Here is a 22526-nt window from a genome sequence, read left to right on the forward strand (position 1 = left end):
AAAGAAGCCCCCGCGCTCTGAGCACGGGGACCGGAAGGCCGCAGGTTGTCGCCGTGGAACGCCGTCGTGTCAATCAAGGGACGATGAAAGCGCCTGAAAACCCGGCGAAAATCCCGGACTTTGTCGCCTTCGCCACAGCGGGATCAGCTCTTGAGGCGATAGCCCGTCACGAACAGCCGCCAGCACCACAGGAAAAGCGCCACCGTCAGCAGGCCCGTCGACACCACCCCGATCGCGATCGAACCGTCCGCGTGGCCGATGAAGCCGTAGCGGAAGCCGTCGATCAGATAGAAGAACGGGTTGAAGTGGCTGGCCGACCGGAAGGGCTCGGGCAGCTTGTCGACCAGGTAGAAGGTGCCGGACAGGAACGTCATCGGCATGATCAGGAAATTGGTCACGGCGGCCAGCTGATCGAACTTCTCCGACCATAGGCCCGCGGCGACGCCGGCGAGACCCAGACTCAGCGACGCGACCGCGGCGAAATAGACGATCGCCCAGGGATGGACGATCGACAGACCGGCGCCCGGCAGCACGCCCACGACCAGCGCCGTGACCGCGCCGACCACGATCCCACGCGTCGCGGCGCCCAGGGTGAAGGCCGAGACCTGCTCGAGCGCCGACAGCGGCGGCGTCAGGAAGTCGGGCGTCAGCCCCATCATCTTGGCCTGGATCAGCGACGACGAGGAATTGGCGAAGGCGTTGTTCAGGATCGCCATCATGATCAGACCCGGGGCCACGAAATGGCCGAAGGTCACGCCGCCCACGGCCGGGCGGCTGGCGCCCACCGCAACCACGAAAACCAGCATGTAGAGCAGAGTCGTGACGACCGGCGCGGCCACCGTCTGGGTGCCGACCTTCCAGAACCGGCGGATCTCGCGCTGATAGAGGGTCAGAAAACCGCTCCAGTTCCAGCCGTGATAGTCGCGCGGCTGCGGCGGAATGACGCTCTTCGCGGTGTCTCTCATGCGCTCAACCCGTTGTTCCGCTTGGCATGTGCGCCCTCGCCCCCCTTTTCGCAAGCTCGGGCTTGCGTGAATCAACATCTTGTTTCTGTGGACAGAGTCGTTGGCGCCCATTGTGTGTTTTAATGCATTCTTTACGATTAGTAGTAGGACGACCGCCGGCGGGGCGGTTCGATCACCAAATATGGGATGATGGGCGTGGGGACGCCCGCATTCCATCACAATGGCGGAGACGGGTTATGAGCTGGACCGACGAACGGGTCTCGACCTTGAAGAAGCTGTGGCTGGACGGACTGTCGGCCAGTCAGATCGCCAAGCAACTGGGCGGCGTCACGCGCAACGCCGTCATTGGCAAGGTTCACCGTCTCGGCCTGTCGGGCCGCGCCGCGCCTTCGCAACCCGCGCGCCCGGCCTTCAAGGCGCCGCGCCCGGCGCGCCCTGCCGCCCAGGCCATGCCGTCGGCGCCGCGCCGCGTGACGCCGATCGAGGCGCCGTCGATGCCCGTGGCCGCCGCGCCGGCGCCGCTGCCGGCGTTCCGGCACGAGGAGCCGGGCTCGGCCACGGTGCTGACCCTGGGCGCCCACATGTGCAAGTGGCCGATCGGCGATCCGTCGTCGGAAGGCTTCACCTTCTGCGGCCGCCGCTCCTCGGAAGGCCCCTACTGCGTGGAACATGCCCGCGTGGCCTACCAGCCCCAGCAAACGAAGAAGAAGGGCGGCGCCACCGAGCTCGCCCGCTCGCTTCGCCGCTACATCTAAGAACAATAAAAGTCTCTCAGAGCGGCGGATCCCGGGCGGTTGGAAGACCGCCCGGGATTTTGCGTTTCTGGGACTTCCTGAAATCCGCCTTCCCAGGCCTTGTGCCTGGGACCCATCGTTCCGCCGCGAGACGTGCGTCGACGCGCGCCATCAGCGTCAGACCCACCTCCCACGCTCCCGCGTCAAGCCGAACCATGGGTCCTCGCCACGAGGGCGAGGAAGGCGATGAAAGGGTGATCGGGAACGGATGACCTCTCCCAACTTCCCCCTTAAAACAGCCCTATGACGGACCTCGCGCCGAACGATTCCAACGCCCCGCCCTACTCGGTCTCCGAACTGGCTTTCGCCCTGAAGCGGACGCTGGAGGATCGCTACGGCTTCGTGCGGCTGCGCGGCGAACTCTCCAAGGTCACCCATCACTCCAACGGCCACGTCTATCTGACGATCAAGGACGACAAGGCCGCGATCGACGGCGTCGTCTGGAAGGGCAATGTCCGGGGCCTAGGCGTGCGGCCCGAGCACGGGCTCGAGGTCATCGTCACCGGCAAGATCACCACCTATCCGGCCGGTTCGCGCTACCAGATCGTCATCGACAGCATGGAGGCCGCCGGCGTCGGCGCGCTTCTCGCGCAGCTGGAGCGCCTGAAGGCCAAGCTGGCAGCCGAGGGCCTGTTCGCGCCCGAGCGCAAGCGCCCCCTGCCCTCGATGCCCGCCGTGGTCGGCGTCATCACCAGCCCGACGGGGGCGGTGATCCGCGACATCCTGCATCGCATCCGCGACCGCTGGCCGTGCCACGTGCTGGTCTGGCCGGTCGTCGTGCAAGGCGACGCCGCCGCCGCCCAGGTGAGCGCGGCGATCCGCGGCTTCAACGCCATCCAGCCGGGCGGGCCCGCGCCCCGTCCCGACATCCTGATCGTCGCCCGGGGCGGCGGCTCGGTCGAGGATCTCTGGGCCTTCAACGACGAGGCCCTGGCCCGCACCGTCGCAGAAGGCGCGATCCCGCTGATCTCGGCGGTCGGCCACGAGACCGACACCACCCTGATCGACTTCGTCTCCGACCGCCGCGCGCCGACGCCGACGGCGGCGGCCGAGATGGCAACGCCGGTTCTGGCCGAGCTGCGGGCGCTGATCTCCGATTTCGACCGTCGCCTCAGCCGCTGCGGGGCCCGGACAATCGAGGAGCGTCGCACCCGGCTGCTGGGGGCCGCGCGCGGCCTGCCGCGTCCCAACGACCTGCTGGCCCTGGCGCAGCAGCGCTTCGACATCGCCTCGGGCCGCCTGGACGCGGCCCTGCACCGCAACACCACGGTCCACGCCCAGGACCTTCTGAAGGTCACCGCGCGTCTGACGCCGGACGCCCTGCGCCGCCAGCACGCCGCCAAGGCCGATCGACTGGCGGACCTGGGCCGCCGCTTGAACGCCTGTGGGACCCGCTCGGTGGACCGCGTCCGGGATCACGCTCGCCTGCCCCTGCTATGGACACGTCTAGGCTCGGCCGCTGAGCGCCGCCTAGCGCGGGCCGACGACCAACTGGCGAACCTGGAGAAGCTGAGGGTGTCGCTGAACCCAGAACGTCCGCTGGAGCTCGGCTTCGCCCTCGTCCGCAAGGCCGACGGAACCCTGGCCCGCTCGGCGGCCGACCTCGCCGCTGGCGAGCGCGTGAACCTGAAGTTCAAGGTCGGCGACCGCGACGCGGTGATCGATGGCGAAAGCGTAATCGTTCCGCCTCAGACGCCGCCGCGCCCTTCCCCGTCACGCCCCAAGCCCGCCCCGCCCAAGACCGAGCAGGGCGACCTGTTCTGAGACGCCGCTCTGGCGTAGAGTATGGACCATGAACGCTTTCGATCGTGATCTCGGCAAGTCCGACGGCTTGGCCGTCCTGCATTATGGCGACGGCGAATACGCCGTGCTCTCGCCCGGCCGCTTCGTGCTTTGCGCCGTCACAAACGCGAAAATTCCGCTGGAGGCCTTGCGCTACTGGAGTCCCGAGCATCAGGAGGCCTATGCCGGCGCGGCCGAGGCCCTGAAGCGCTGGCAAGGCTGAGCGTTCGCGTCGCGTCGGAGCGTCTATTCCACGCCCCAAGCCATCCGGACGACATTCCGCCCAGACTTTCGGAAACTCGGTTCGCGTTATTCGTGTCTAGCTTGAGCTTAAATCATTCGTTAGCAATGCCGACCCTGCCGGAACGTTAGGCCGCCAAGAGCGATCTTCGTCCGGCCTTCCCCGCGAGATCCTTGAGGAGGCGGCTACCGAATGCCGGCGGCGTTTGAAAAGCTGCGTTTCCTGCTGGTGGATGACAACCAGCACATTCGGTCGATCGTCTCGACGATCCTGAAGGGCGTGGGGGCGCGGCAGATCCGGGAAGCGATGGACGGCGCCGAGGCCCTGCAGGTCCTGCGGGACTGGCGCCCGGACATCGCCATCGTCGACTTCAAGATGAGCCCGCTGGACGGCGTTCAGTTCACCCATCTGGTTCGCAATGCGGACGACAGCGTCGATCCCTTCCTGCCGATCATCATGCTGACCGGCTTCGCCGAACGGCATCGCGTGTTTGAAGCGCGCGACGCCGGCGTCACCGAGATCGTGGTCAAGCCGGTCACCGCTCGGTCCCTGCTGGACCGGATCAACACGGTGATCTTCCACCCGCGGCCGTTCATACGGTCGCCAGACTATTTCGGTCCCTGCCGGCGGCGTCGGAACGATCCTTCGCACAAGGGCCCGTTCCGCCGGGCCGGCGAAGCGGACTCGGGCGAAGCGCCCAGCGACACGATCGAAATCTAGGTCGTGGGCCCGTCAGCCCGCTCACGCTCGGCCAGGGCGGCGTAAACCTCGTTGGGCCAGCGACGGTGCACCCAGAACCACTCGGCCGGCCGCTCGCGGATGCGGTCTTCCATGAAGGCGTTGATCATCCGCACGCCCGCCTCGATGTCGGCCGTGCGGTCGCCGGTCTTGGGCGGAACGATCGGCTCATGCACCACCGCCCGGAAGCGGGCGCCCTTCAGGCGCTGCACCGACATGGGCTGCAGGACCGTGCCGAAGCGGATCGCCAGGCGCGTCGGTCCGGGCGCGGTGCGGGCGTCATGCCCGAAGAACGGCGCGGCCACCCCGCTGTTGAACTTCTGGTCGTTCATCAGGGCGACCGATCGCCCCTCCTTCATGCCTTCCAGCAGCTCGCGGGCGCCGTCGCCGCCCTTGGGCGCGAACAGGCGAACGCCATAGCGGAAGCGACTGTCCTTGATGCGCTTGTCGACATACGGGTTGTTGGCCGCGCGATACGTCATCTCGCAGATCACGCCGCTGTCGACGATGGCGGCCGGCATGACCTCCCAGTTCGAAAGATGCCCCGAGACGAAGACGACCGGGATCTTGTCGCGGGCGATCTCTTCCAGGCGCTCCTTGCCCACGACCTCGACCCGCCCCGTGGACGGCAGGATCTTGTCCATCAGCGGAAACTCGGCGAACGAGCGGCCCAGGCCCTCCCACTGCTCGTCCAGAATCCGAGCGTGCCAGGCCGCGTCCTTTTCGGGAAAGGCCAGTTTCAGATTGCGCGTCGCGACCTTGTGGGCGCCGCTCATCGGCCCGAACGTCTTACCTAGCCAGCCGCCGAAGTCGGAGGCCCGATCCACGCCCATCAGGCGCACCGCCCCGATGAAGAGGTCAAAGCCGAAGGCTTCCAACCGCCACAGCAGATCCTGCACCCAAGGCCGACGCTTCTCAGACATGCGCCCTTAGTAGGCTTGGCCGGCCACTTCGCGCAACGGCACGCGATTTGCGGCTGGTCGGGCGTCTCGTTCCGTTTCGGTACGGGAGAAGGTTAAGGGGGCAAGAAGTTCCATGGGTAACGACATCGACGTCCACCTGGGCAAGCGCCTGCGTCGGCGTCGCCGTCTGCTGGGTCTGACGCAGCAGCAGTTGGCCGAAACGGTCGGCGTGCGCTTTCAACAGATCCAGAAGTACGAGTGCGGCGCCAATCGCATCTCCGCCGCGCGGCTCTGGCAGTTGGCCGAGGCGCTGGAGGTGCCGGTCGGCTACTTCTACGACGGGCTCTCGACGGTCCGGCGCGAGATGGCCGGCGAGCCGGCGGAAAGCGGTGAGATGTTCGCCCGCAAGGAGACGCAGGACCTGGTCCGCGCGTACTACCTGCTGGGCGAGCGCCCGCGCCGGCGTCTTCTGGACCTCGCCAAATCGCTGCATGGCGGCGAACTGGTGGAAGCTTAGGTCTCCCACGCAACCGATACGCGCGGAAAGGCGTGGCGCGGCGGCGGCTGGAAAGCTAAACCCGCGCGCATGACTCTTTCCGCTGATCGGCTCGCGGCGCTCGACGCCTTCGTCATCGACCTGAACAAGGCCTCCGCGGCCGCCATCTTGCCACTGTTCCGGGCCGATCACGGCCTCGAGGACAAGGGGGCGGGCAAGAACCTACCGCGCGACACCCACGGGGCCTTCGATCCGGTGACCGAGGCCGATCGCGGCGCGGAAGCGGCGATTCGAAAGCTGATCGCCGAGCGCTATCCCGAGCACGGCGTTATCGGCGAGGAATATGGCGAGGATCGCCCCGACGCCGAGTTCGTCTGGGTGCTGGACCCGATCGACGGCACGCGCGCCTTCATTTCGGGCCTGCCGCTGTGGACCACGCTGATCGGCCTGCGCCACAACGGTCGTCCGGTGCTGGGCTCGATCGGCCAGCCCTTCACCGACGAGCTGTTCATCGGCCACGCCGGCGGCGCGCGCCTGATCGCCCGCGGCCAGAGCGCGCCGATCCAGGTGCGCGAGTGCGCCAGTCTGAACGACGCTGTGATCGCCACCACCGATCCCGACGCCTGCTTCGACGGCGCCGAGCGCGGCGCCTGGCTGCAGGTGCGCGCGGCCGCCAAGCTGGCCCGCCTGGGCTGCGACGCCTACGCCTACGCCATGGTCGCCATGGGCAAGATGGACATGGTCATCGAGGCGGGCCTCAAGTCCTGGGACATCGAGGCCGCCATTCCCGTGGTGGAGGCCGCCGGCGGCATGGTCACCAACTGGCGCGGTGAGACGATCGGCCCGAACGGCGGCCAGATGGTTATCTCGGGCGACCGCCGTCCCTTGGACGAGGCCCTGGTCAGCCTCCGACGCTCGGCGAAATAGGCGCGCCAGCGTTCATTGTCGCGGCGACCGTCTCGTCGAACGCCTTCCAGAACATCGCTCGGCGCGGGTCTGTCTCGATCAGGATCTCGTGGAAGGCGCCGGGGACCTCGGCGTAGCGCCCCTGCGGCAGCCGATCGGCAATCGCCTTCGACGCCGGATTGAGCACGCGGTCGTCCAGCTCGGCGGCGACGATCGTGACGGGAATGTCGAGCCCCTCCACGGAGCCCCGACGGGCCAGAGAGGCGCAGGCCGACACCGCGAAATCCAGCCAGCCCCAGGTCACGCCCCCAAGGGCGATGCGCGGATCGGCCTTCAGCTGCGCCCGATAGCGATCGTGACGCGCGCGGTCGTGGGTCAGCTTGTCGGCCTCGAAGGTCGTCGACAGGGGGTCGTAGGCGGCGCTGACATAACGGCCGGCGAAGCCAAGCCGCGAGAGCGTCCAGGACAGAGCGGTCGCAGCCAAGGGCGGAATCCCGCCGGTATTGACGCCCAGCATCGGCGCCGACAGCACGCAGGCCGAGAAGCGACCTTCGCCCTTGGCCAGGGCCAACAGAGTCAGGCAGCCGCCCATCGAGTGGCCCATGGCGATCCAAGGCTTGGGCATCCGCGCCTCGAACGCAGCGAGCAGCGCCCTATAGTCCTTCAGGAAGGGCTGATAGCCGCGCGCATGACCTTTCAGCCGGTCGGGCAGACCGCGCGTCGAGAGCCCCTGCCCTCGCCAGTCGTGCGTCAGGACGGCGAAGCCGCGCGCCAGCAGGTCTTCGACGACCTCGAAATATTTCTCGATCGGCTCCGTGCGGCCGGGGCTGAGCACCACGGTCCCGCGCGCCGGGCCTTCCGGGAAAAAGCTCGCGGCGCGGAGGGTCGCCCCCTCCGCGCCGCGGAACCATTCAGCCTTGCCATGATCGGGAACCGGGGCCTCGGGGATCGAGACCAGATAGGCCGGTTCCGTCATCAGGCTCAGCGCATCTTCGAGAACAGGGCGCCCATCTTGGGCTGCAGGGCCATGGCCACGCCCATGTCCGACAGCTTCAGCTTGCCGGTCATGACCGCCATGGTCGGGTCCAGCTTGCCTTCGCCGATGGCCAGCAGGTCGTCCAGCGCCAGCGTCATGGTCAGGTCAGCCGGCTTGTCCTCGTTGGTCACCGAACCACCGTCGATGTGGATGACGCCCGCGTCCTTCAGATCGAACTTCAGGCTCTTGCCCAGGCCGCTGTCGTCGCCGACGGCGGTTTTGATGCGATCGGTGATTTCCTGGATGGTGGCCATAGGCGCGATCTCCCTTTGCGCGAAATGATGTTGCGGATAGCTAGACCAGCGCGACCGAACAAGTAAACACCGTTCAGACGCCACAGGCCCTTATTTCTTCCGGCCGTAGAAGGCGACCCTAGTCGGGGTTTTTGTCAACTTTACCTGCGCGGCGCCTTCGATCTTCGATCGCTCAGCTCGGCTTCACGAACTTGAGGGTCATGCGGTCGCTCTCCCCTATGGCGTCGTATTTAGCGTGGTCGAAGCCTGGCTCGGCCGGCTCGCCGCGCGGCGCCGACAGGCGCGTGGGCGGCAGGGTCCAGACGCCGAACGGATGGTCCTTGGTGTCCTTGGGATTGGCGTTGATCTCGCTGGTCGCGGCCAGCACGAAGCCCGCCTCCTTGGCCATCTGGATCACATAGTCCTGCTGGACATAGCCGTCGGCGGCCAACACGTCCTGGACCCGTCCCGGCTCTCCCCGGTGCTCCTCGATCCCCAGCACCCCGCCCGGCTTCAGCGCCGCCAGGGCGTCCTTGAAGGCCTTCTCGGCGATGCCGCCGGCCATCCAGTTGTGCAGGTTGCGCAGAAAGACGACGAGATCGGCGCTGCCCGCCGGCGCCACCGGACCGCTGGTCGGGCCGAAGGTGGTGAACGTCACCTCGCCATAGACCTTCTTCGCCCCGGTGACCTTGCGCCGATAGGCCTCGACGATCTCGGCGGCGGCGGGGTCGGCCGGATTGTTGGTCTCCAGCAGGGCCTCATAGAGCTTGCCCTTGGTGTCGGCCAGGAAGGGCGCGAGGATGTCGGTGTACCACCCTGCCCCCGGCCAGAACTCGACCACGGTCTGACCGGGCGCGAGGCCCCAGAACTTCAGGGTCTCGACAGGGTGGCGCCAGCGGTCGCGGGCGCGGTCGGCGGGCAGCCGCCAGTCACCGGCGACCACCGCCTCGAGGCTTTCGGGCCGCGCCTTGTCGGCTGGCGCGGCCTTGTCCTTGGACTTGCCGCACCCCGAAAGGCTGAGCGCGGTCGCGCCGGCCAGGACGCTCCTGCGCGACCACTGCTGGATAGACCCCATCATGCCCCCGTGTACGCATACGCTGAAACCACGCCAGGGTGGCCGCCGACCTTGACCAAAGTCAGGCCGGCTTGCGGAAGCGCAGCGTCATGCGGTCGCTCTCGCCGATCGCGTCGTATTTTGTCCGGTCGAAGTTCGGGTCCGCCGGCTGGCCGCCGGGGGCCGTGCGCTTCACCGGCGGAAGCGTCCACACGCCGAACGGATGGTCCTTGGTGTCCTTGGGATTGGCGTTGATCTCGGACTGGGCGTCCAGCTTGAAGCCGGCCTTCTCGGCCAGGGCCACGACCGTCGCCGTGTTCAGATAGCCGTCGGCGCCCGCGGCCTTCTCCGATCGCGGATCGGCCCGGTGGTCTTCCACCGCCAGGACGCCGCCGGGCTTCAGCACGGCGAAGAAATCCGCGAAGACCTTGTCGGCCATGCCTGGCTGGACGGTCCAGTTATGGACATTGCGGGCGGTCAGGACGAGGTCGGCCGAGCCCGGCGCGCCCAGAGGCCCCGACACGGCGCCGAAGTTCACGAACCGGGGCTTGCCGTACTTGGCCTCGTCGGCGAAGCGGGCTTCGAAGTCAGCCCGGCCCTTGCGCGCGCCCTCCGACAGCTTCGGGTTGGAGAGGTCGGCGACGCCGGCAATGTAGGTCCCGCCGGTGGCCTTAGCGTAGGGCGCCAGAATCTCGGTCCAGTAACCGCCGCCGGGCGAGATTTCGATCACCGTCTGCTTGGGCTTCAGCCCCCAGAAGGTCAGGCTCTCGTACGGATGGCGCGCGCCGTCGCGGGCGATGTCGCCAGCGGGACGGTTGGGCGAGGCGATGGCGGCTTTCAACGCCTGATCGGTCGCGGCGAAGGCCGCGGGAGCGGTAAGGCTGACGGCGGCGGCCAGCAGCAGGATGTGGCGACGAAGCGGCATGGGGGGTGTCCTTCGGCGAATTGTTGCGCGGCGACCTTAACCGGGGCGCGCGAGGCGTCAAAGGATTCGCGTTCGCTGAAGTCGGCGCCCCTTGAACCGAAAAAAGGTCTCACCAACTACATTCACGAAGGCGCTGGGAACCCGGGCCTTCCGGACCGCTGGCGACGCCGATTTCGGGTCGCCGAAGGGACGCACACCAAAGACCTTGCTTGATGAGAAGGATCTGACCCTATGCGTACGATCGACCTTTCGCCCCTGTACCGCTCGCTCGTCGGTTTTGACCGCCTCGCCGCCCAGTTGGACGCCGCGGCCCGCACGGAAGCCAGCTCGGGCTACCCCCCCTACAACATCGAACGCACCGGCGAGAACGACTACCGCATCGAAATCGCGGTGGCCGGTTTCAAGCCGGAAGAGCTGAACGTCGAGGTGAAGGAAAACCTGCTGACCGTAACCGGCCGCAAGGCGGCCAATGACGACGCCAAGCAGTACCTGCACCGCGGGCTCGCCGAACGGAATTTCGAGCGCAAGTTCCAGCTGACCGATTACCTGGTGGTGGTCGACGCCGAGCTGTCGAACGGCCTGCTGTCCATCTCGCTGAAGCGTGAACTGCCCGAGGCCCTCAAGCCCCGGACCGTGGAGATCAAGGCCAACGCCTCGCCGCTGATCGAAGGCGAAAAGGCCGCCTAAGCGGCCTTCTGCGAAGTCTCCCCCACATCCCTCTGAACTTGGGCGGCGCAGCGATGCGCCGCCTTTTTCATATCGGCCCGGCCGGTTAGTCCGGCATGGACAGATCAAGACCCTGGACCTGGCTGAGGTCCACGTCGCGCAGCCGCGTCTTGGTCAGGCGGGCGCCGGTCAGGTCCGCGCCGCGCAGATCAGCGCCATCGAGAACCGCGCCGGCGAGGTCGGCCGCCTGGGCCGTCGCATAGCGCAGGCGAGCGCCCTCCATGTTCACCAGCGCTTGGCGCTGAGGTCCGATCGGAAGCGGCGACAGGAAGGCTTGGCGCAGATCGGCCTTGGTCAAGTTGGCGCCCGTCAGCTTCGCGCCGCGCAGATCCGCCCCCTGCAAGTTGGCTCCGCGCAGGTCGGCGTTCTGCAGGTTAGCGCCCTGCAGGTGGGCGCCGGACAGGTCCAGCCCGACCACGCAGGCGCCCCGGGCGCTCATCGCCGTGAGCCGCAGCCCCTTCAGCCGATCGCCCAGCGGGCGCAGGTCCTCGCCGTCGAGCCGCGCGGCCGCGCCCTCCTTGCCGCCGGACTTGCACCAGCGCTGGTTGGCGAGGCAGAGCTCGTAGAGCGCCTCCGCCTTGGCCAGGGCTTCCGGCGTGGAGGCGCCCAGCACGCCCGCCAGGGCCGCCCTTTCGATCTTGGCGTTCGAGGTGTCGACCCCCGCCATCACCGCGCCGGCCAGATTGACGCCCTCCAGATTGGCGCCGTCGATGTCCGCGCCATCCAGGATAGCGCCGGCGAGATTGGCTTCTTTCAGGTTCGCGCCAGAGAGCTTGGCTCCTCGCAGGGAGCAATCGCTGAAGTCGGCCTTGAACGCCGAGACGCCGGAAAACTCCGAGCCGTCCAGGGTCGCGCCCGAGAAGTTGGCCTCGTCCACCTCGCCGCGCCGCATCTCCTGCCGCAGGACTTCGGAGCCGTTGCGGGGGTGCGGGATGGAGACCTGGCCCTCGCGGAAATCGGCCTCGGTGAGGTCCGCCTGCGCCAGGTTGGCGCCACGCAGGCTGGCGCCGCGCATGTCGGCGCGCACTAGAGAAGCCTGGCGCATGTCGGACTTGCGCAGATCGCAGCTGAACAGATTGGCCCGGTCCAGCTTGGTCCGAACCATGCGGCAGCCGTCCAGGATCGAGGCGGAGAGATCCGCGTCGGTCAGGTTTCGAAACGACAGATCAAGGCCCGACAACTGCACGAAGCGGAGGGAGGCCCGGCGGCCGCCCGGCTTGCCGGTAACGAATTTCTCGTGCGCCGTTACGATCATGTCGAGCTCGGCTTGGCTCAGGCGACGCCGCCCAGCCACGCTTTGCGCGGCGTTCATAACGATGTTCCCTATGATGGTCTCGATGGATTGGCGGGACCGTATCGGGACGGGGACAGCGAACAGTTAAGCTCGCGACGAATTGCCGCGTTTTTTTGACAATCGTTAGATCACGTCGTCCAAGCCGCGCGCGCCCAGCCGGATCGCGCCCGTCACGTCGACATCGCGCATCTGGGCGCCAGTGAAATTGGCGCGCGAGAGATCGGCGCCAGCCAGCCGCGCCTGGCGGAGGTCGGCGCGCGCGAGATCGGCGTTAGCCAGGATCGCGCCGGTCAAGTCGCAAGGCAGCACACGGTCGGCGGTGATCAGCAGCGGCCCCAGCTGCGCGTCGCGCAAGTCCGAGCCGGTCAGCTTGGCGCCCTTCAGCCGCGCGCCGCGGAGGTCGGCCCGGCGTAGGTTGCAGGCTCGAAGGTCCGCCCCCTCGAGCTGGGCGCCCTGCATCTGCACGCCTTCCATGTCGAGGCCGTAGAACACCGCCCCCTTGGCCGACAGGGCCGTCAGGTTGAAGCCGCGCACCGAGCGCAGGTTACGCAGGTCCGCCTTGTCGAATACCGAGGGCTTACCCTCGGCGCCGCCGGTCTCGATCCAGCGCGCATGGTCGGCGATCATCTGCTCATAGGGCAGGTCGGAGACGTTGGTGCCCGCCGGCTTGTCGGTCAGGGCGCCTTCCATGTTCGTCTGGCTGACGTTCCAGGACATGGTCTTGGCGCCGACCAGCACCGTGTTGCGAAGGTCCGCGCCGGCGAGGTTGGCGCCCGACAGGTCCGCGCCGGCCAGGTTGGCGCCGTTGAAATTGGCTTGCTTCAGATTGGCGCGGACCAGCTTGGCGTCCTTCAGGATCGCGTCGCTGAAGTCGGCCTTGGTCGCGACGATCCCCGACAGGCGCGAGCGCTCCAGATTGGCGCCGCTGAGGTTGGCGCCGATGGCGTAGGCCTCGCGTTGGGTCAGCTCGATGACCTTGTAGCCCTCCTTGCGGTCGGCGGCCGCGATGGCCCCTTCCCGCAGGTCGGCCTCGAACATGTCGGCGCCGGTTAGATTGGCGCCGCGCAGGCTGGAGCCGCGGAGGTCAGCGCGGCGCAAGGAGGCGTCGGTGAGGTCCGCGCCCTGCAGGTCCGCGCCATAGAGGTTGGCGTTGTCCAGCTTGGTCTTGCGGAGGTCGCAGCCGACCATCATCGCGCCGGTGAAGTCGGCGTCGCAAAGGTTCCGGCCCGTCAACGACAGGCCGGAAAGATCACAGAACGTGAAGACCGCCCGCGCGCCCCCCATCTTCGCCGACCACAGGCGATCGTGCTTGGCGCAGATGACGTCGAGGTCGTGCTGCGTCAGACGCTTGTATTCTTGCGCGGCGGGCGCGTCGGCGCTCATGGGCGGCATGGTATCCCGAATGACGCGTCAACCCTGCGCAGAACAGGATTAACGCCGCCTTTCCAACGGTTTCCGCCGCCGTCAGCCAACCTGCGGCAGAGCCTCGGCCCGGCTCTCGTCCAGATAGCGCGCGCCGGTCGGCTTCAGCTGGGCGTCCAGTTCGATGACCAGCGGGTTGCCGGTCGGGATCTCGACGCCGACGATCTTGTCGTCCGGCACCTGGAACAAGTGCTTGACGATGGCGCGCAGCGAGTTGCCGTGGGCGGCGACCAGAACGGTCTCGCCCGCCTTCAGATGTGGGGCGATGTCGCTCTCCCAGTAGGGCAACACGCGGACCAGGGTCGTGGCCAGGCTCTCGGTCGACGGCAGGCTCGCGCCCTTGTAGCGGCGGTCCTTGGCGAAGTCGTACTCCCCGCCCGGGGCCAGTTCCGGCGGCGGGATGTCGTACGAGCGGCGCCAGATCGTCACCTGCTCGACGCCGTGCTTCTCGGCGGTCTCGGCCTTGTTCAGACCGGTCAGCCCACCGTAGTGGCGCTCATTCAGCCGCCAGTCCTTGGTCACCGGCACGAAGCTCTGCTTGGCCGCGTCCAGCGCCAGGTTGCAGGTGCGGATGGCGCGGGTTTGGACCGAGGTGAAGGCCTGGTCGATGTCGAGCCCGGCCTTGGCGATCAGCTCGCCGCCCTTGCGCGCCTGGGCCTCGCCCTCGGCCGTCAGGTCGACGTCGACCCAGCCCGTGAAGCGGTTTTCCAGGTTCCACTGGCTCTGGCCGTGGCGGAGCAGGACGAGGGTCGGCATCGGGCTTCCTTCAGAATGGAGGGCGAGGTCGGGCTTATGTCACGGGCGGGCTAAGACCAGCCGCTTCCAGCGTCAAGCACGGATGGCGCCCGCGCCCCCTCCCCCCGGCCGCCGCCCGTGCTATAGGCGGGCCATGCCTGATCGCATCTTCATGCCGTTGATGGGGCTGATCGCCCTCGTGCTGATCGCCTTTTCCCTTGTCTGGCCGCAAGGCCAGGGCGACCGCTCCTGGGGACCATTCGGCCATACGCCCGTCCAGCAGACACCGGAAATGAAGGCGAAGATTCAGCGCGAGAAGGACGCCGCCGCGCGTCGGGACGAGGCGGCCCGCAGGGCTGTCGAAGCGGCCAGCCAGGCCCAGTCCCGCCAGGAAGACCAATGAGCGCCTTCGACGCGATCGCCGTCGGCCGGCGAGTGCTGAGCGTCGAGTCCGACGCGCTCAAGACCTTGTCCCAGTCGCTCGACGAGGCCTTCGTTCAGGCCGTCGAGACCTTGTTCAACGCCAGGGGCCGGATCGTCTGCACTGGCATCGGCAAGTCCGGCCACGTGGCGCGCAAGATCGCCGCGACCCTGGCCTCGACCGGCGCCCAGGCGATGTTCGTCCATCCGGCCGAGGCCAGCCACGGCGACCTCGGCATGATCGGTCCCGACGACGTGATCCTGGCGCTCTCGAAATCCGGCGAAGCGCGCGAACTGTCGGACGTCATCGCCTACGCCAAGCGCTTCTCGATCCCGCTGATCGCCATGACCGCCTTCGAAGACAGTCAGCTGGGCCGCGGCGGCGACATCGTCCTGCGCCTGCCGGACGCGCCCGAAGCCACCGCCGAGGTCAACGCCCCGACCACCTCGACCACCCTGCAGATCGCGTTGGGCGACGCCATCGCCGTCGCGCTGCTGGAGCGTCGCGGCTTCACGGCGAGCGACTTCCGGGTCTTCCATCCGGGCGGCAAGCTGGGCGCCATGCTGCGCACGGTCGCCGACCTGATGCATGGCGAGGCCGAGCTGCCGCTGATCGGCGTCGACGCGCCCATGCCCGACGCCCTCCTGGTGATGAGCGAGAAGCGCTTCGGCGCCGTGGGCGTGATCGACGCCGAGGGACGCCTGGCCGGCCTGATCACCGACGGCGACCTGCGGCGGCACATGGACGGCCTGCTCCAGCATACGGCCGGCGAGGTCATGACCCGCGCGCCGCTGGTCATCGCCCCCGGCGCGTTGGCGGCCGAGGCGCTGAAGCTGATGAACGATCGCCGGATCACGGTGCTGTTCGTCGTCGAGGCCGAACGCCCCGTCGGCGTGCTGCATGTCCACGACCTGCTCCGCGCCGGCGTGATCTAGGTCACATCTGATTTTTCCGAACCTTGTCATGTGATCGCGCTAGTCGCCCTCGATCTGGGCGGCTAAAGCGACTTTGTCACAACTGAAGCGAGCTTCTTGATGTTCTCCGCGCCGCGCGCCGATCTCGTTCCCAATACCGCCGCCTATGAAAACGGGCCGCTGGTCAAGGCGACGGGCTTTCGCGAGTACGATGCGCGCTGGCTGTTCGGGCCGGAGATCAACCTCTTGGGCGTCCAGGCGCTGGGCCTGGGCCTCGGCACCTACATCCACGAGCTCGGCCAATCCAAGATCGTGGTCGGCCACGACTTCCGCTCTTACTCGTCGTCGATCAAGAACGCGCTGATCCTGGGTCTGATCAGCGCCGGCTGCGAGGTGCACGACATCGGCCTGGCCCTGTCGCCCACCGCCTATTTCGCCCAGTTCGACCTCGATATCCCGTGCGTGGCCATGGTCACGGCCAGCCACAACGAGAACGGCTGGACCGGCGTGAAGATGGGCGCCCAGCGTCCCCTGACCTTTGGCCCCGACGAGATGAGCCGCCTCAAGGAGATCGTCCTCTCGGCCCAGTTCGTGGAGCGCGACGGCGGTAAGCTGGTGCGCGTCGAGGGCGAGGCCCAGCGCTATATCGACGACGTCGCCAAGCGCGCCAGCCTCAAGCGCCCGCTGAAGGTGATCGCCGCCTGCGGCAACGGCACGGCCGGCGCCTTCGTGGTCGAGGCCCTGCAAAAGATGGGCGTGGCCGAGGTGATCCCGATGGACACCGACCTCGACTACACCTTCCCCAAGTACAATCCGAACCCGGAAGACCACGAAATGCTGCACGAGATGGCGAAAGCCGTCCGTGAGCATGGCGCCGACATCGCCCTGGGCTTCGACGGCGACGGCGACCGATGCGGCGTGGTCGACGACGAGGGCGAGGAGATCTTCGCCGACAAGATCGGCCTGATGCTGGCCCGTGACCTGGCCCCGCTGCATCCGGGCGCGACCTTCGTGGTCGACGTCAAGTCGACCGGCCTCTACGCCACCGACGAGATCCTGGCCAAGCACGGCTGCACGACGCTCTATTGGAAGACCGGCCACAGCTACATCAAGCGCAAGAGCGCCGAGCTGAACGCCCTGGCCGGCTTCGAAAAGAGCGGCCACTTCTTCATGAACGGCGAGCTGGGCCGCGGCTATGACGACGGCCTTGTGGCGGCCGCCGCCATCCTGTCGATGCTGGACCGCAATCCCGGCAAGAAGCTCAGCGAGCTGAAGAAGGCCCTGCCGGTGGCCTTCACCTCGCTGACCATGAGCCCCCACTGCGACGACGAAAAGAAGTACGGCGTCGTCGCCGACGTGGTGAAGGAGTACGAGGACCTGTTCGCCGCCGGCGGCTCGATCCTGGGCCGCAAGATCACCGAGGTGATCACGGTCAACGGCGTACGCGTGCACCTCGAGGACGGCTCCTGGGTCCTGGTCCGCGCCTCGTCGAACAAGCCCGAGATCGTCGTTGTGGTCGAGAGCACCCAGTCCGAGGACGACATGCGCGCCCTCTTCCGCCAGGAGGTCAAGCCCCGCCTGGGCGACCGGGTCGGCAAGTACAATCAGGAGATCTGATCCGGTTTCTTCACCGCCTTCCTGGGCCTTGTGCCCAGGACCCATGCTGGCGGCAGGCGAGACGGCTCCGCGATCGCGCGACGGAAGGGCCATGAACTCACCCCTAGCGCAGCGAACCTGAACGCTGGGTCCTGGGCACAAGGCCCAGGAAGGCGGAGAACTTTGAGGTATGCTCTTCTTCTTCGAGCGCTGATCGTCTAACCCCAGCTCATGATCAGGCTCCGTCCCTCCCGCCCCGAGGATGGCCCACGGGTCGTCGAGATCTGGGCCGCCGCCGTGGACGCCACGCACGACTTCTTGTCGCCGGAAGACCGCGCCGCGATCGGCCGCGAGGTCGAGGCTTTCCTGCCCAGCGCCCCGCTGACCGTCGCCGTCGACCGCCGCGATCGGCCCGTCGGCTTCATGCTGATCGACGGCTCGCATATGGAAGCGCTGTTCATCGATCCCGAGCATCGCGACGCCGGTGTCGGCCGGATGCTGATCGAGTACGCCCTGGCGGTGCATCCGATCCTGACGACCGACGTCAACGAGCAGAACGACCAGGCGGTCGGCTTTTATCGGCACATGGGCTTCGAGCCGACCGGCTGGTCGGCGACCGACGGCCAGGGCCGCGCCTATCCGCTGATCCATCTGCGCTTTGGCGTCTGAGCGGTTCGGGTTTAGCTGCTCGTCCCCCCTCTGAACGAGTCGCCCATGCGCCGCCTGCTCACCGCCCTCGCCCTGATCCTCGCCCCCGGCCTCGCCCAGGCCGCCCAGCCGATCCTGCTGAAGCCCGCCAAGGTGTGGACCGCCGAGGACGCGGGGGCGCCGCACGCCGGCTGGGCTGTGCTGGTCAAGGACGACAAGATCGCCGCCGTCGGCCCGCTGGGCTCGATCGACGCCAAGGACGCCCAGGTCATCGACCTGCCCGGGGCGACGCTGATCCCGGGGCTGATGGACCTGCACAGCCATCTCTTCCTGCACCCGTACAACGAGACCTCGTGGGACGATCAGGTGCTGAAGGAGAGCCCGACCTATCGCACGCTGCGCGCCGGGGTGGAGGCCAAGGCGACGCTGGAGGCCGGCTTCACGACGCTGCGCGACCTCGGCACCGAGGGCGTCGGGACGGCCGACGTTCCGTTGAAAAAGGCGATCAATGACGGTCTGATCCCGGGCCCGCGCCTGTTCGTCGCCACCAAGGCGATCGTGGCGACCGGCGCCTATGGCCCCGCGCGGCGCAACTTCAATCCCGAGGCCGAGATCCCGCAGGGCGCTCAGGAAGCCAGCGGCGTTCCCGAGGTGATCAAGGCCGTCCGCGAGCAGGCCGGCGCCGGGGCCGACTGGATCAAGGTCTACGCCGACTACCGTGTTGGACCGGATGGCTCGACCCAGCCGACCTTCAGCCTTGAGGAGCTGAAGGCCCTGGTCGAGACCGCCCATTCCGGCGGCCGCCCGGTCTCGGCCCACGCCTCCAGCGACGAGGGCATGCGCCGGGCGGTGCTGGCCGGCGTCGACACCATCGAGCACGGCTATGGCGGCTCGGAGGCGACCTTCAAGCTGATGGCCGAGAAGGGCGTCGTCTTCTTCCCGACCCTGACGGCGGTCGAGAGCACCTCGACCTATTTCGGCGGCTATGTCGCCGGCAAGACCCCGCCGACGGCGGCTATGCGCAACGCCGACCGCGCCTTCAAGCTGGCCCTGAAGAGCGGCGTCACGATCGGCATGGGCAGCGACGTCGGCGTCTTCCGCCACGGCGACAACGCCCGCGAGCTGGTGCTGATGGTCAAGGCCGGCATGACGCCCGTCCAGGCCCTGCTGGCCGCGACGGCGGTCGACGCCAAGGCCCTGGGACGCGCCGACAGCCTCGGCCAGCTGAAGCCCGGCTACCTCGCAGACCTCGTCGCGGTCACGGGCGACCCGACGCAAGTGATCGAGGCGACGCGTGACGTCGTGCTGGTCGTCAAAGGCGGACAAATCATCACCCGCCGCTGATCGGCGCCGGAAGCGCGACGAGCCCTTGGGCTTGAGCCATCCCGCCGCTAAGCAGGCGTGACCGTTCAAGGAGTCGCCATGCGCCTGCCCGCCCTCGTCCTGGCCTTCGTGGCCCTGTTGGTCTCGCCCGCCCTCGCCCAGCGCCTGGACGAGACGCCGCGCGTGGCGGTGATCTCGGCCTTCCCGCCGGAAATCGGGGCGCTGAACGCCGCGACCCAGGACCAGAAGACCTTCGACGTCCACGGCGTGAAGTTCATGACCGGCCAAATGGAGGGCAAGCCGGTCGTGGTGTTCCTGAGCGGCGTTTCGATGGTCAACGCCGCCATGACCACCCAGATGGCGCTGGACCGCTTCAACATCACCCGCATCGTCTTCTCGGGCATCGCCGGCGGCGTCGACGAAGGGTTGGACATCGGCGACGTCGTGGTGGCCGACCGCTGGGCCCAGAACCTGGAAAGCGCCTTCGCCCGCGAGACCGACAAGGGCTTCGACGTCTCGCCCAGCATCCGCAACAGCCAGCTGCCGAACTACGGCATGATCTATCCGCGGGCGATCATCCTGCCCTCGGCGCCCGAAGGCCGCGTGTGGTTCCCGTCCGACCCGACGCTGCTGGAGACCGCCAAGCAGGTCGCCGCCTCGGTCGCCCTGCAGCGCTGCGCCGCCGACAAGTGCCTGATCCACCCGCCCAAGGTGGTGATCGGCGGGGCCGGCGTCTCGGCGCCGGTGTTCCTCGACAACGCCGCCTATCGCAAATACCTCCGCTCGGCCTTCGAGGCCCGGCTGGTCGACATGGAGAGCGCCGCCGTCGCCCATGTGGCCCTGGTCAACAAGACCCCGTTCATCGCCTTCCGCAGCCTCTCGGACCTGGCCGGCGGCGGCGCGGGCGCCAACGAGATGCACACCTTCATGGCCCTGGCCTCGGACAATTCGGCCACGGTGGTGAAGGCGTTCGTCAAGGCTCTGCCGAACTAGGCGCGCCTTCGCCGCTTCACGCGGCAGGCCGCTGAAGGTGTGGGGAGGCGACGGAGCGGCCGGGCGAACCCGGAGACCGTAAGGTTTGATTGCGTTTCGGCTCGAACGTCCGCTCCGCCAGGCTGTTCTTGCCCGTGAGGATGGGAGGCGTGAGCTTGTTTCAGCTCGGGTTCCCACTAGCCCCCGGACGGGCGCGGACCCACTGGGACGGCTACATCCGACTCCCAGCCCGACGATCCACGATAGGCGGCTTGTACGATCACCGCCCTGTCGCTCCGCGCTCGCCTGTCCACGGCCTCTTCCGAGGTCCCGGATCTATCCAACGAACAGACCCCGGTCGAAACCGCTTCGAGACCACGCGGCCCCGCTCAGCCTATCCCCGCCGCCGCATTGGGCCGGATCCAAGCGCCCTCCCCCGCGACGGGGACGGCTCTGAGTATGGCTGCGGTTTCAACGCGGATCACAGAGCGGCGTGTAAAAGTGGGAAGTGTTTGAAATCGCTCATTTCGATTCCGGACACGCGGATCACAGAGCGTCGCGAACGCTCGTAAAAGTTCCTCCCCCGTAACACGGGGGAGGTGTCGCGGAGCGACGGAGGGGGCGCACTGGAGGTCGGCCGCGCTAGCCCCCTCCGGCCCTCTGGGCCACCTCCCCCGCGATGCGGGGGAGGAACTAAGCCACCCTACCCCTTAGCCAGCTTGGCCAACTGAGTGAGGATCTTCTCGGCCGCGTCGAGCCGCTGGGCCGGCGTTTCCCACTCGCCCTTCACGACCACCTTCTGGTCGGGGCGCACCTTCCAGATCAGGCTGTTCTTGGCGACGAACTGCACGAGGGCCAGCGGGTTGGAGAATTCGTCGTTGCGGAAGCTGGCGACCGCGCCCTTCGGGCCGACGTCGATCTTGGCGACATTGGCCTCGCGGCACAGCCCCTTGATCGCGACGACCTTGAGCAAGCTGTCGGTCTCGGGCGGCAGCGGGCCGAAGCGGTCGATCATCTCGGCCGCCAGGGCCTCGCGGTCGTTGGCCTTCTCGGCCTCCGACAGGCGGCGATAGAGCGACAAGCGCACATTCAGGTCCGGCACATAGTCGTCAGGGATCATCACGGCCGCACCGGTGTTGATCTGCGGCGACCAGCCTCGATCCTCCAGCAGGGCTTCTTGACCTTGCCGCTGCTTCAGCTCAGCGACGGCGTCCTCCAGCATCTGCTGGTAGAGCTCGACGCCAATCTCCTTGATGTGGCCGCTCTGCTCGTCGCCCAGCAGGTTGCCGCCGCCGCGCTGGTCCAGGTCGTGGCTGGCCAGTTGGAAGCCGGCGCCCAGGCTGTCCAGCGACTGCAGCACCTGCAGGCGCTTCTCGGCCGACAGGGTCAGCGATTTCTCGACGGGCGTCGTCAGATAGGCGTAGGCGCGGGCCTTGGAGCGGCCGACGCGGCCCCGGATCTGATAGAGCTGGGCCAGGCCGAACATGTCGGCGCGGTGGACGATCAGGGTGTTGGCCGAGGGGATGTCGAGGCCGCTTTCGACGATCGTCGTCGCCAGCAGCACGTCGTACTGGCCCTCGTAGAAGGCCGTCATCACGTCCTCCAGCTGGGTGGCCGACATCTGGCCGTGGCCGACGACGTACTTCACCTCCGGCACCTGGGTGCGGAGGAACTTCTCGATGTCCTCGAGGTCCTTGATGCGCGGCACCACGTAGTAGGACTGGCCACCGCGATACTTCTCGCGCAGCAGGGCCTCGCGCAGGGTCACCGGATCGAACGGGCTGATGTAGGTCCGCACCGCCAGGCGGTCGACCGGCGGGGTGGCGATGATCGACATCTCGCGGATGCCCGACAGCGCCATCTGCAGGGTGCGCGGGATCGGCGTGGCGGTCAGGGTCAGCATATGCACGTCGGCGCGAAGCTCTTTCAGCTTCTCCTTGTGCTTGACCCCGAAGTGCTGCTCCTCGTCGACGATGACGAGGCCGAGGTCCTTGAACGAGACCTGCTTGGACAGCACCGCGTGGGTGCCGACCACGATCTCGACCTGACCGTCGGCAAGTCCCTGGCGGGTCTCGGACGCCTCCTTGGCGCCGACCAGGCGCGACAGCGAGCGCACCTTGACCGGCCAGCCCTGGAAGCGGTCCTTAAAGGTCTTGTAGTGCTGGCGGGCCAGCAGCGTCGTCGGGCAGACGATCGCCACCTGCTTGCCGCTCATCGCCACCACGAAGGCCGCGCGCAGGGCCACTTCCGTCTTGCCGAAGCCGACGTCGCCGCAGATCAGGCGGTCCATCGGCTTGCCGGACGACAGGTCCTCCAGCACGTCGTGGATAGCGCTGAGCTGGTCGTCCGTCTCCTCGTAGGGGAAGCGGGCGCAGAACTCGTCGAACACGCCGTGCGGCGGAT

General features: G+C 67.7%; 23 protein-coding genes. 13 read left to right on the forward strand and 10 right to left on the reverse strand.

Going from position 1 to position 22526, the window contains the following annotated elements; translation table 11 throughout:
- Positions 1-143: 143 nt before the first annotated feature.
- Complete coding sequence (locus Q0379_RS14415) at positions 144-965, reverse strand: ABC transporter permease (protein WP_299010079.1); 822 nt, start codon at positions 963-965, stop codon at positions 144-146.
- 236 nt (positions 966-1201) lie between these two features.
- Between Q0379_RS14415 and gcrA the strand changes: the two genes are divergently transcribed.
- The 4 genes from gcrA (at position 1202) to Q0379_RS14435 (ending at position 4502) form a co-directional block, all read left to right on the forward strand.
- Entirely contained in the window at positions 1202-1720 is a 519-nt protein-coding gene (gcrA, locus tag Q0379_RS14420; protein WP_066686275.1) for a cell cycle sigma 70 cofactor GcrA, read from the forward strand.
- A gap of 282 nt (positions 1721-2002) precedes the next feature.
- Positions 2003-3523, forward strand: coding sequence for an exodeoxyribonuclease VII large subunit (xseA, locus tag Q0379_RS14425; protein ID WP_299010083.1), 1521 nt, complete (start codon positions 2003-2005; stop codon positions 3521-3523).
- 28 nt (positions 3524-3551) lie between these two features.
- Entirely contained in the window at positions 3552-3764 is a 213-nt protein-coding gene (locus tag Q0379_RS14430; protein ID WP_066686272.1) for a DUF2093 domain-containing protein, read from the forward strand.
- Between the two features lie 210 nt (positions 3765-3974).
- The gene (locus tag Q0379_RS14435; RefSeq protein ID WP_299010087.1) at positions 3975-4502 is read left to right on the forward strand and encodes a response regulator; all 528 of its coding nucleotides are present in this window, start codon (positions 3975-3977) and stop codon (positions 4500-4502) included.
- On the opposite strand, the gene Q0379_RS14440 is transcribed toward Q0379_RS14435, so the two are convergent.
- A complete protein-coding gene (locus tag Q0379_RS14440; RefSeq protein ID WP_299010090.1) occupies positions 4499-5443 on the reverse strand; it encodes a lysophospholipid acyltransferase family protein in 945 nt (314 codons plus the stop codon). The genes Q0379_RS14435 and Q0379_RS14440 overlap by 4 nt on opposite strands.
- A gap of 112 nt (positions 5444-5555) precedes the next feature.
- Between Q0379_RS14440 and Q0379_RS14445 the strand changes: the two genes are divergently transcribed.
- Both Q0379_RS14445 and hisN read left to right on the forward strand, forming a co-directional pair.
- Positions 5556-5939: a helix-turn-helix transcriptional regulator gene (locus Q0379_RS14445; protein ID WP_299010095.1), complete on the forward strand. Its 384-nt coding sequence runs from the start codon at positions 5556-5558 to the stop codon at positions 5937-5939.
- A gap of 69 nt (positions 5940-6008) precedes the next feature.
- Positions 6009-6845 (forward strand): histidinol-phosphatase, encoded by an 837-nt coding sequence (gene hisN / locus Q0379_RS14450; RefSeq protein WP_299010098.1) that lies wholly within the window; start codon positions 6009-6011, stop codon positions 6843-6845.
- Here hisN and Q0379_RS14455 read toward each other — a convergent pair.
- From Q0379_RS14455 to Q0379_RS14470, 4 genes are all read right to left on the reverse strand, one after another.
- Complete coding sequence (locus Q0379_RS14455; protein ID WP_299010100.1) at positions 6820-7800, reverse strand: alpha/beta hydrolase; 981 nt, start codon at positions 7798-7800, stop codon at positions 6820-6822. The genes hisN and Q0379_RS14455 overlap by 26 nt on opposite strands.
- Positions 7801-7805: 5 nt before the next feature.
- Complete coding sequence (locus Q0379_RS14460; protein WP_013080000.1) at positions 7806-8114, reverse strand: SCP2 sterol-binding domain-containing protein; 309 nt, start codon at positions 8112-8114, stop codon at positions 7806-7808.
- 172 nt (positions 8115-8286) lie between these two features.
- On the reverse strand, positions 8287-9171 hold the full coding sequence (locus Q0379_RS14465) for a methyltransferase (RefSeq protein ID WP_299010106.1): 885 nt from the start codon (positions 9169-9171) through the stop codon (positions 8287-8289).
- A gap of 58 nt (positions 9172-9229) precedes the next feature.
- Positions 9230-10072 (reverse strand): class I SAM-dependent methyltransferase, encoded by an 843-nt coding sequence (locus tag Q0379_RS14470; protein ID WP_299010108.1) that lies wholly within the window; start codon positions 10070-10072, stop codon positions 9230-9232.
- Between the two features lie 231 nt (positions 10073-10303).
- Here Q0379_RS14470 and Q0379_RS14475 point away from each other — a divergent pair, with 231 nt between their 5' ends.
- Positions 10304-10759, forward strand: a complete 456-nt coding sequence (locus Q0379_RS14475; RefSeq protein ID WP_299010110.1) for an Hsp20 family protein — start codon at positions 10304-10306, stop codon at positions 10757-10759.
- Between the two features lie 85 nt (positions 10760-10844).
- On the opposite strand, the gene Q0379_RS14480 is transcribed toward Q0379_RS14475, so the two are convergent.
- The 3 genes from Q0379_RS14480 to gpmA all read right to left on the reverse strand — a co-directional run bounded on the left by Q0379_RS14480 (position 10845) and on the right by gpmA (position 14270).
- On the reverse strand, positions 10845-12110 hold the full coding sequence (locus tag Q0379_RS14480; protein ID WP_299010112.1) for a pentapeptide repeat-containing protein: 1266 nt from the start codon (positions 12108-12110) through the stop codon (positions 10845-10847).
- 105 nt (positions 12111-12215) lie between these two features.
- Complete coding sequence (locus Q0379_RS14485; protein ID WP_299010114.1) at positions 12216-13475, reverse strand: pentapeptide repeat-containing protein; 1260 nt, start codon at positions 13473-13475, stop codon at positions 12216-12218.
- Positions 13476-13556: 81 nt separating this feature from the next.
- Positions 13557-14270 (reverse strand): 2,3-diphosphoglycerate-dependent phosphoglycerate mutase, encoded by a 714-nt coding sequence (gene gpmA, locus Q0379_RS14490; RefSeq protein WP_066686255.1) that lies wholly within the window; start codon positions 14268-14270, stop codon positions 13557-13559.
- Between the two features lie 151 nt (positions 14271-14421).
- Between gpmA and Q0379_RS14495 the strand changes: the two genes are divergently transcribed.
- From Q0379_RS14495 to Q0379_RS14520, 6 genes are all read left to right on the forward strand, one after another.
- Complete coding sequence (locus Q0379_RS14495; RefSeq protein ID WP_299010134.1) at positions 14422-14652, forward strand: hypothetical protein; 231 nt, start codon at positions 14422-14424, stop codon at positions 14650-14652.
- The gene (locus Q0379_RS14500; RefSeq protein WP_299010116.1) at positions 14649-15605 is read left to right on the forward strand and encodes a KpsF/GutQ family sugar-phosphate isomerase; all 957 of its coding nucleotides are present in this window, start codon (positions 14649-14651) and stop codon (positions 15603-15605) included. Before Q0379_RS14495 ends, Q0379_RS14500 begins: the two co-directional genes overlap by 4 nt.
- Before the next feature lie 99 nt (positions 15606-15704).
- Positions 15705-17201 (forward strand): phosphomannomutase/phosphoglucomutase, encoded by a 1497-nt coding sequence (locus Q0379_RS14505; RefSeq protein ID WP_299010119.1) that lies wholly within the window; start codon positions 15705-15707, stop codon positions 17199-17201.
- A gap of 210 nt (positions 17202-17411) precedes the next feature.
- Positions 17412-17849 (forward strand): acetyltransferase, encoded by a 438-nt coding sequence (locus Q0379_RS14510; protein WP_299010122.1) that lies wholly within the window; start codon positions 17412-17414, stop codon positions 17847-17849.
- Between the two features lie 45 nt (positions 17850-17894).
- A complete protein-coding gene (locus Q0379_RS14515; RefSeq protein WP_299010125.1) occupies positions 17895-19172 on the forward strand; it encodes an amidohydrolase family protein in 1278 nt (425 codons plus the stop codon).
- 78 nt (positions 19173-19250) lie between these two features.
- Positions 19251-20144 carry a 5'-methylthioadenosine/S-adenosylhomocysteine nucleosidase gene (locus tag Q0379_RS14520; protein ID WP_299010128.1) on the forward strand — a complete coding sequence of 298 codons (894 nt, stop codon included), beginning with the start codon at positions 19251-19253 and terminating at the stop codon, positions 20142-20144.
- A gap of 682 nt (positions 20145-20826) precedes the next feature.
- On the opposite strand, the gene Q0379_RS14525 is transcribed toward Q0379_RS14520, so the two are convergent.
- A partial coding sequence (locus tag Q0379_RS14525; RefSeq protein ID WP_299010131.1) for a TRCF domain-containing protein occupies positions 20827-22526 on the reverse strand: 1700 nt, incomplete at its 5' end.

The sequence above is a fragment of the uncultured Caulobacter sp. genome, assembly GCF_937900395.1.
Lineage (GTDB): Bacteria > Pseudomonadota > Alphaproteobacteria > Caulobacterales > Caulobacteraceae > Caulobacter.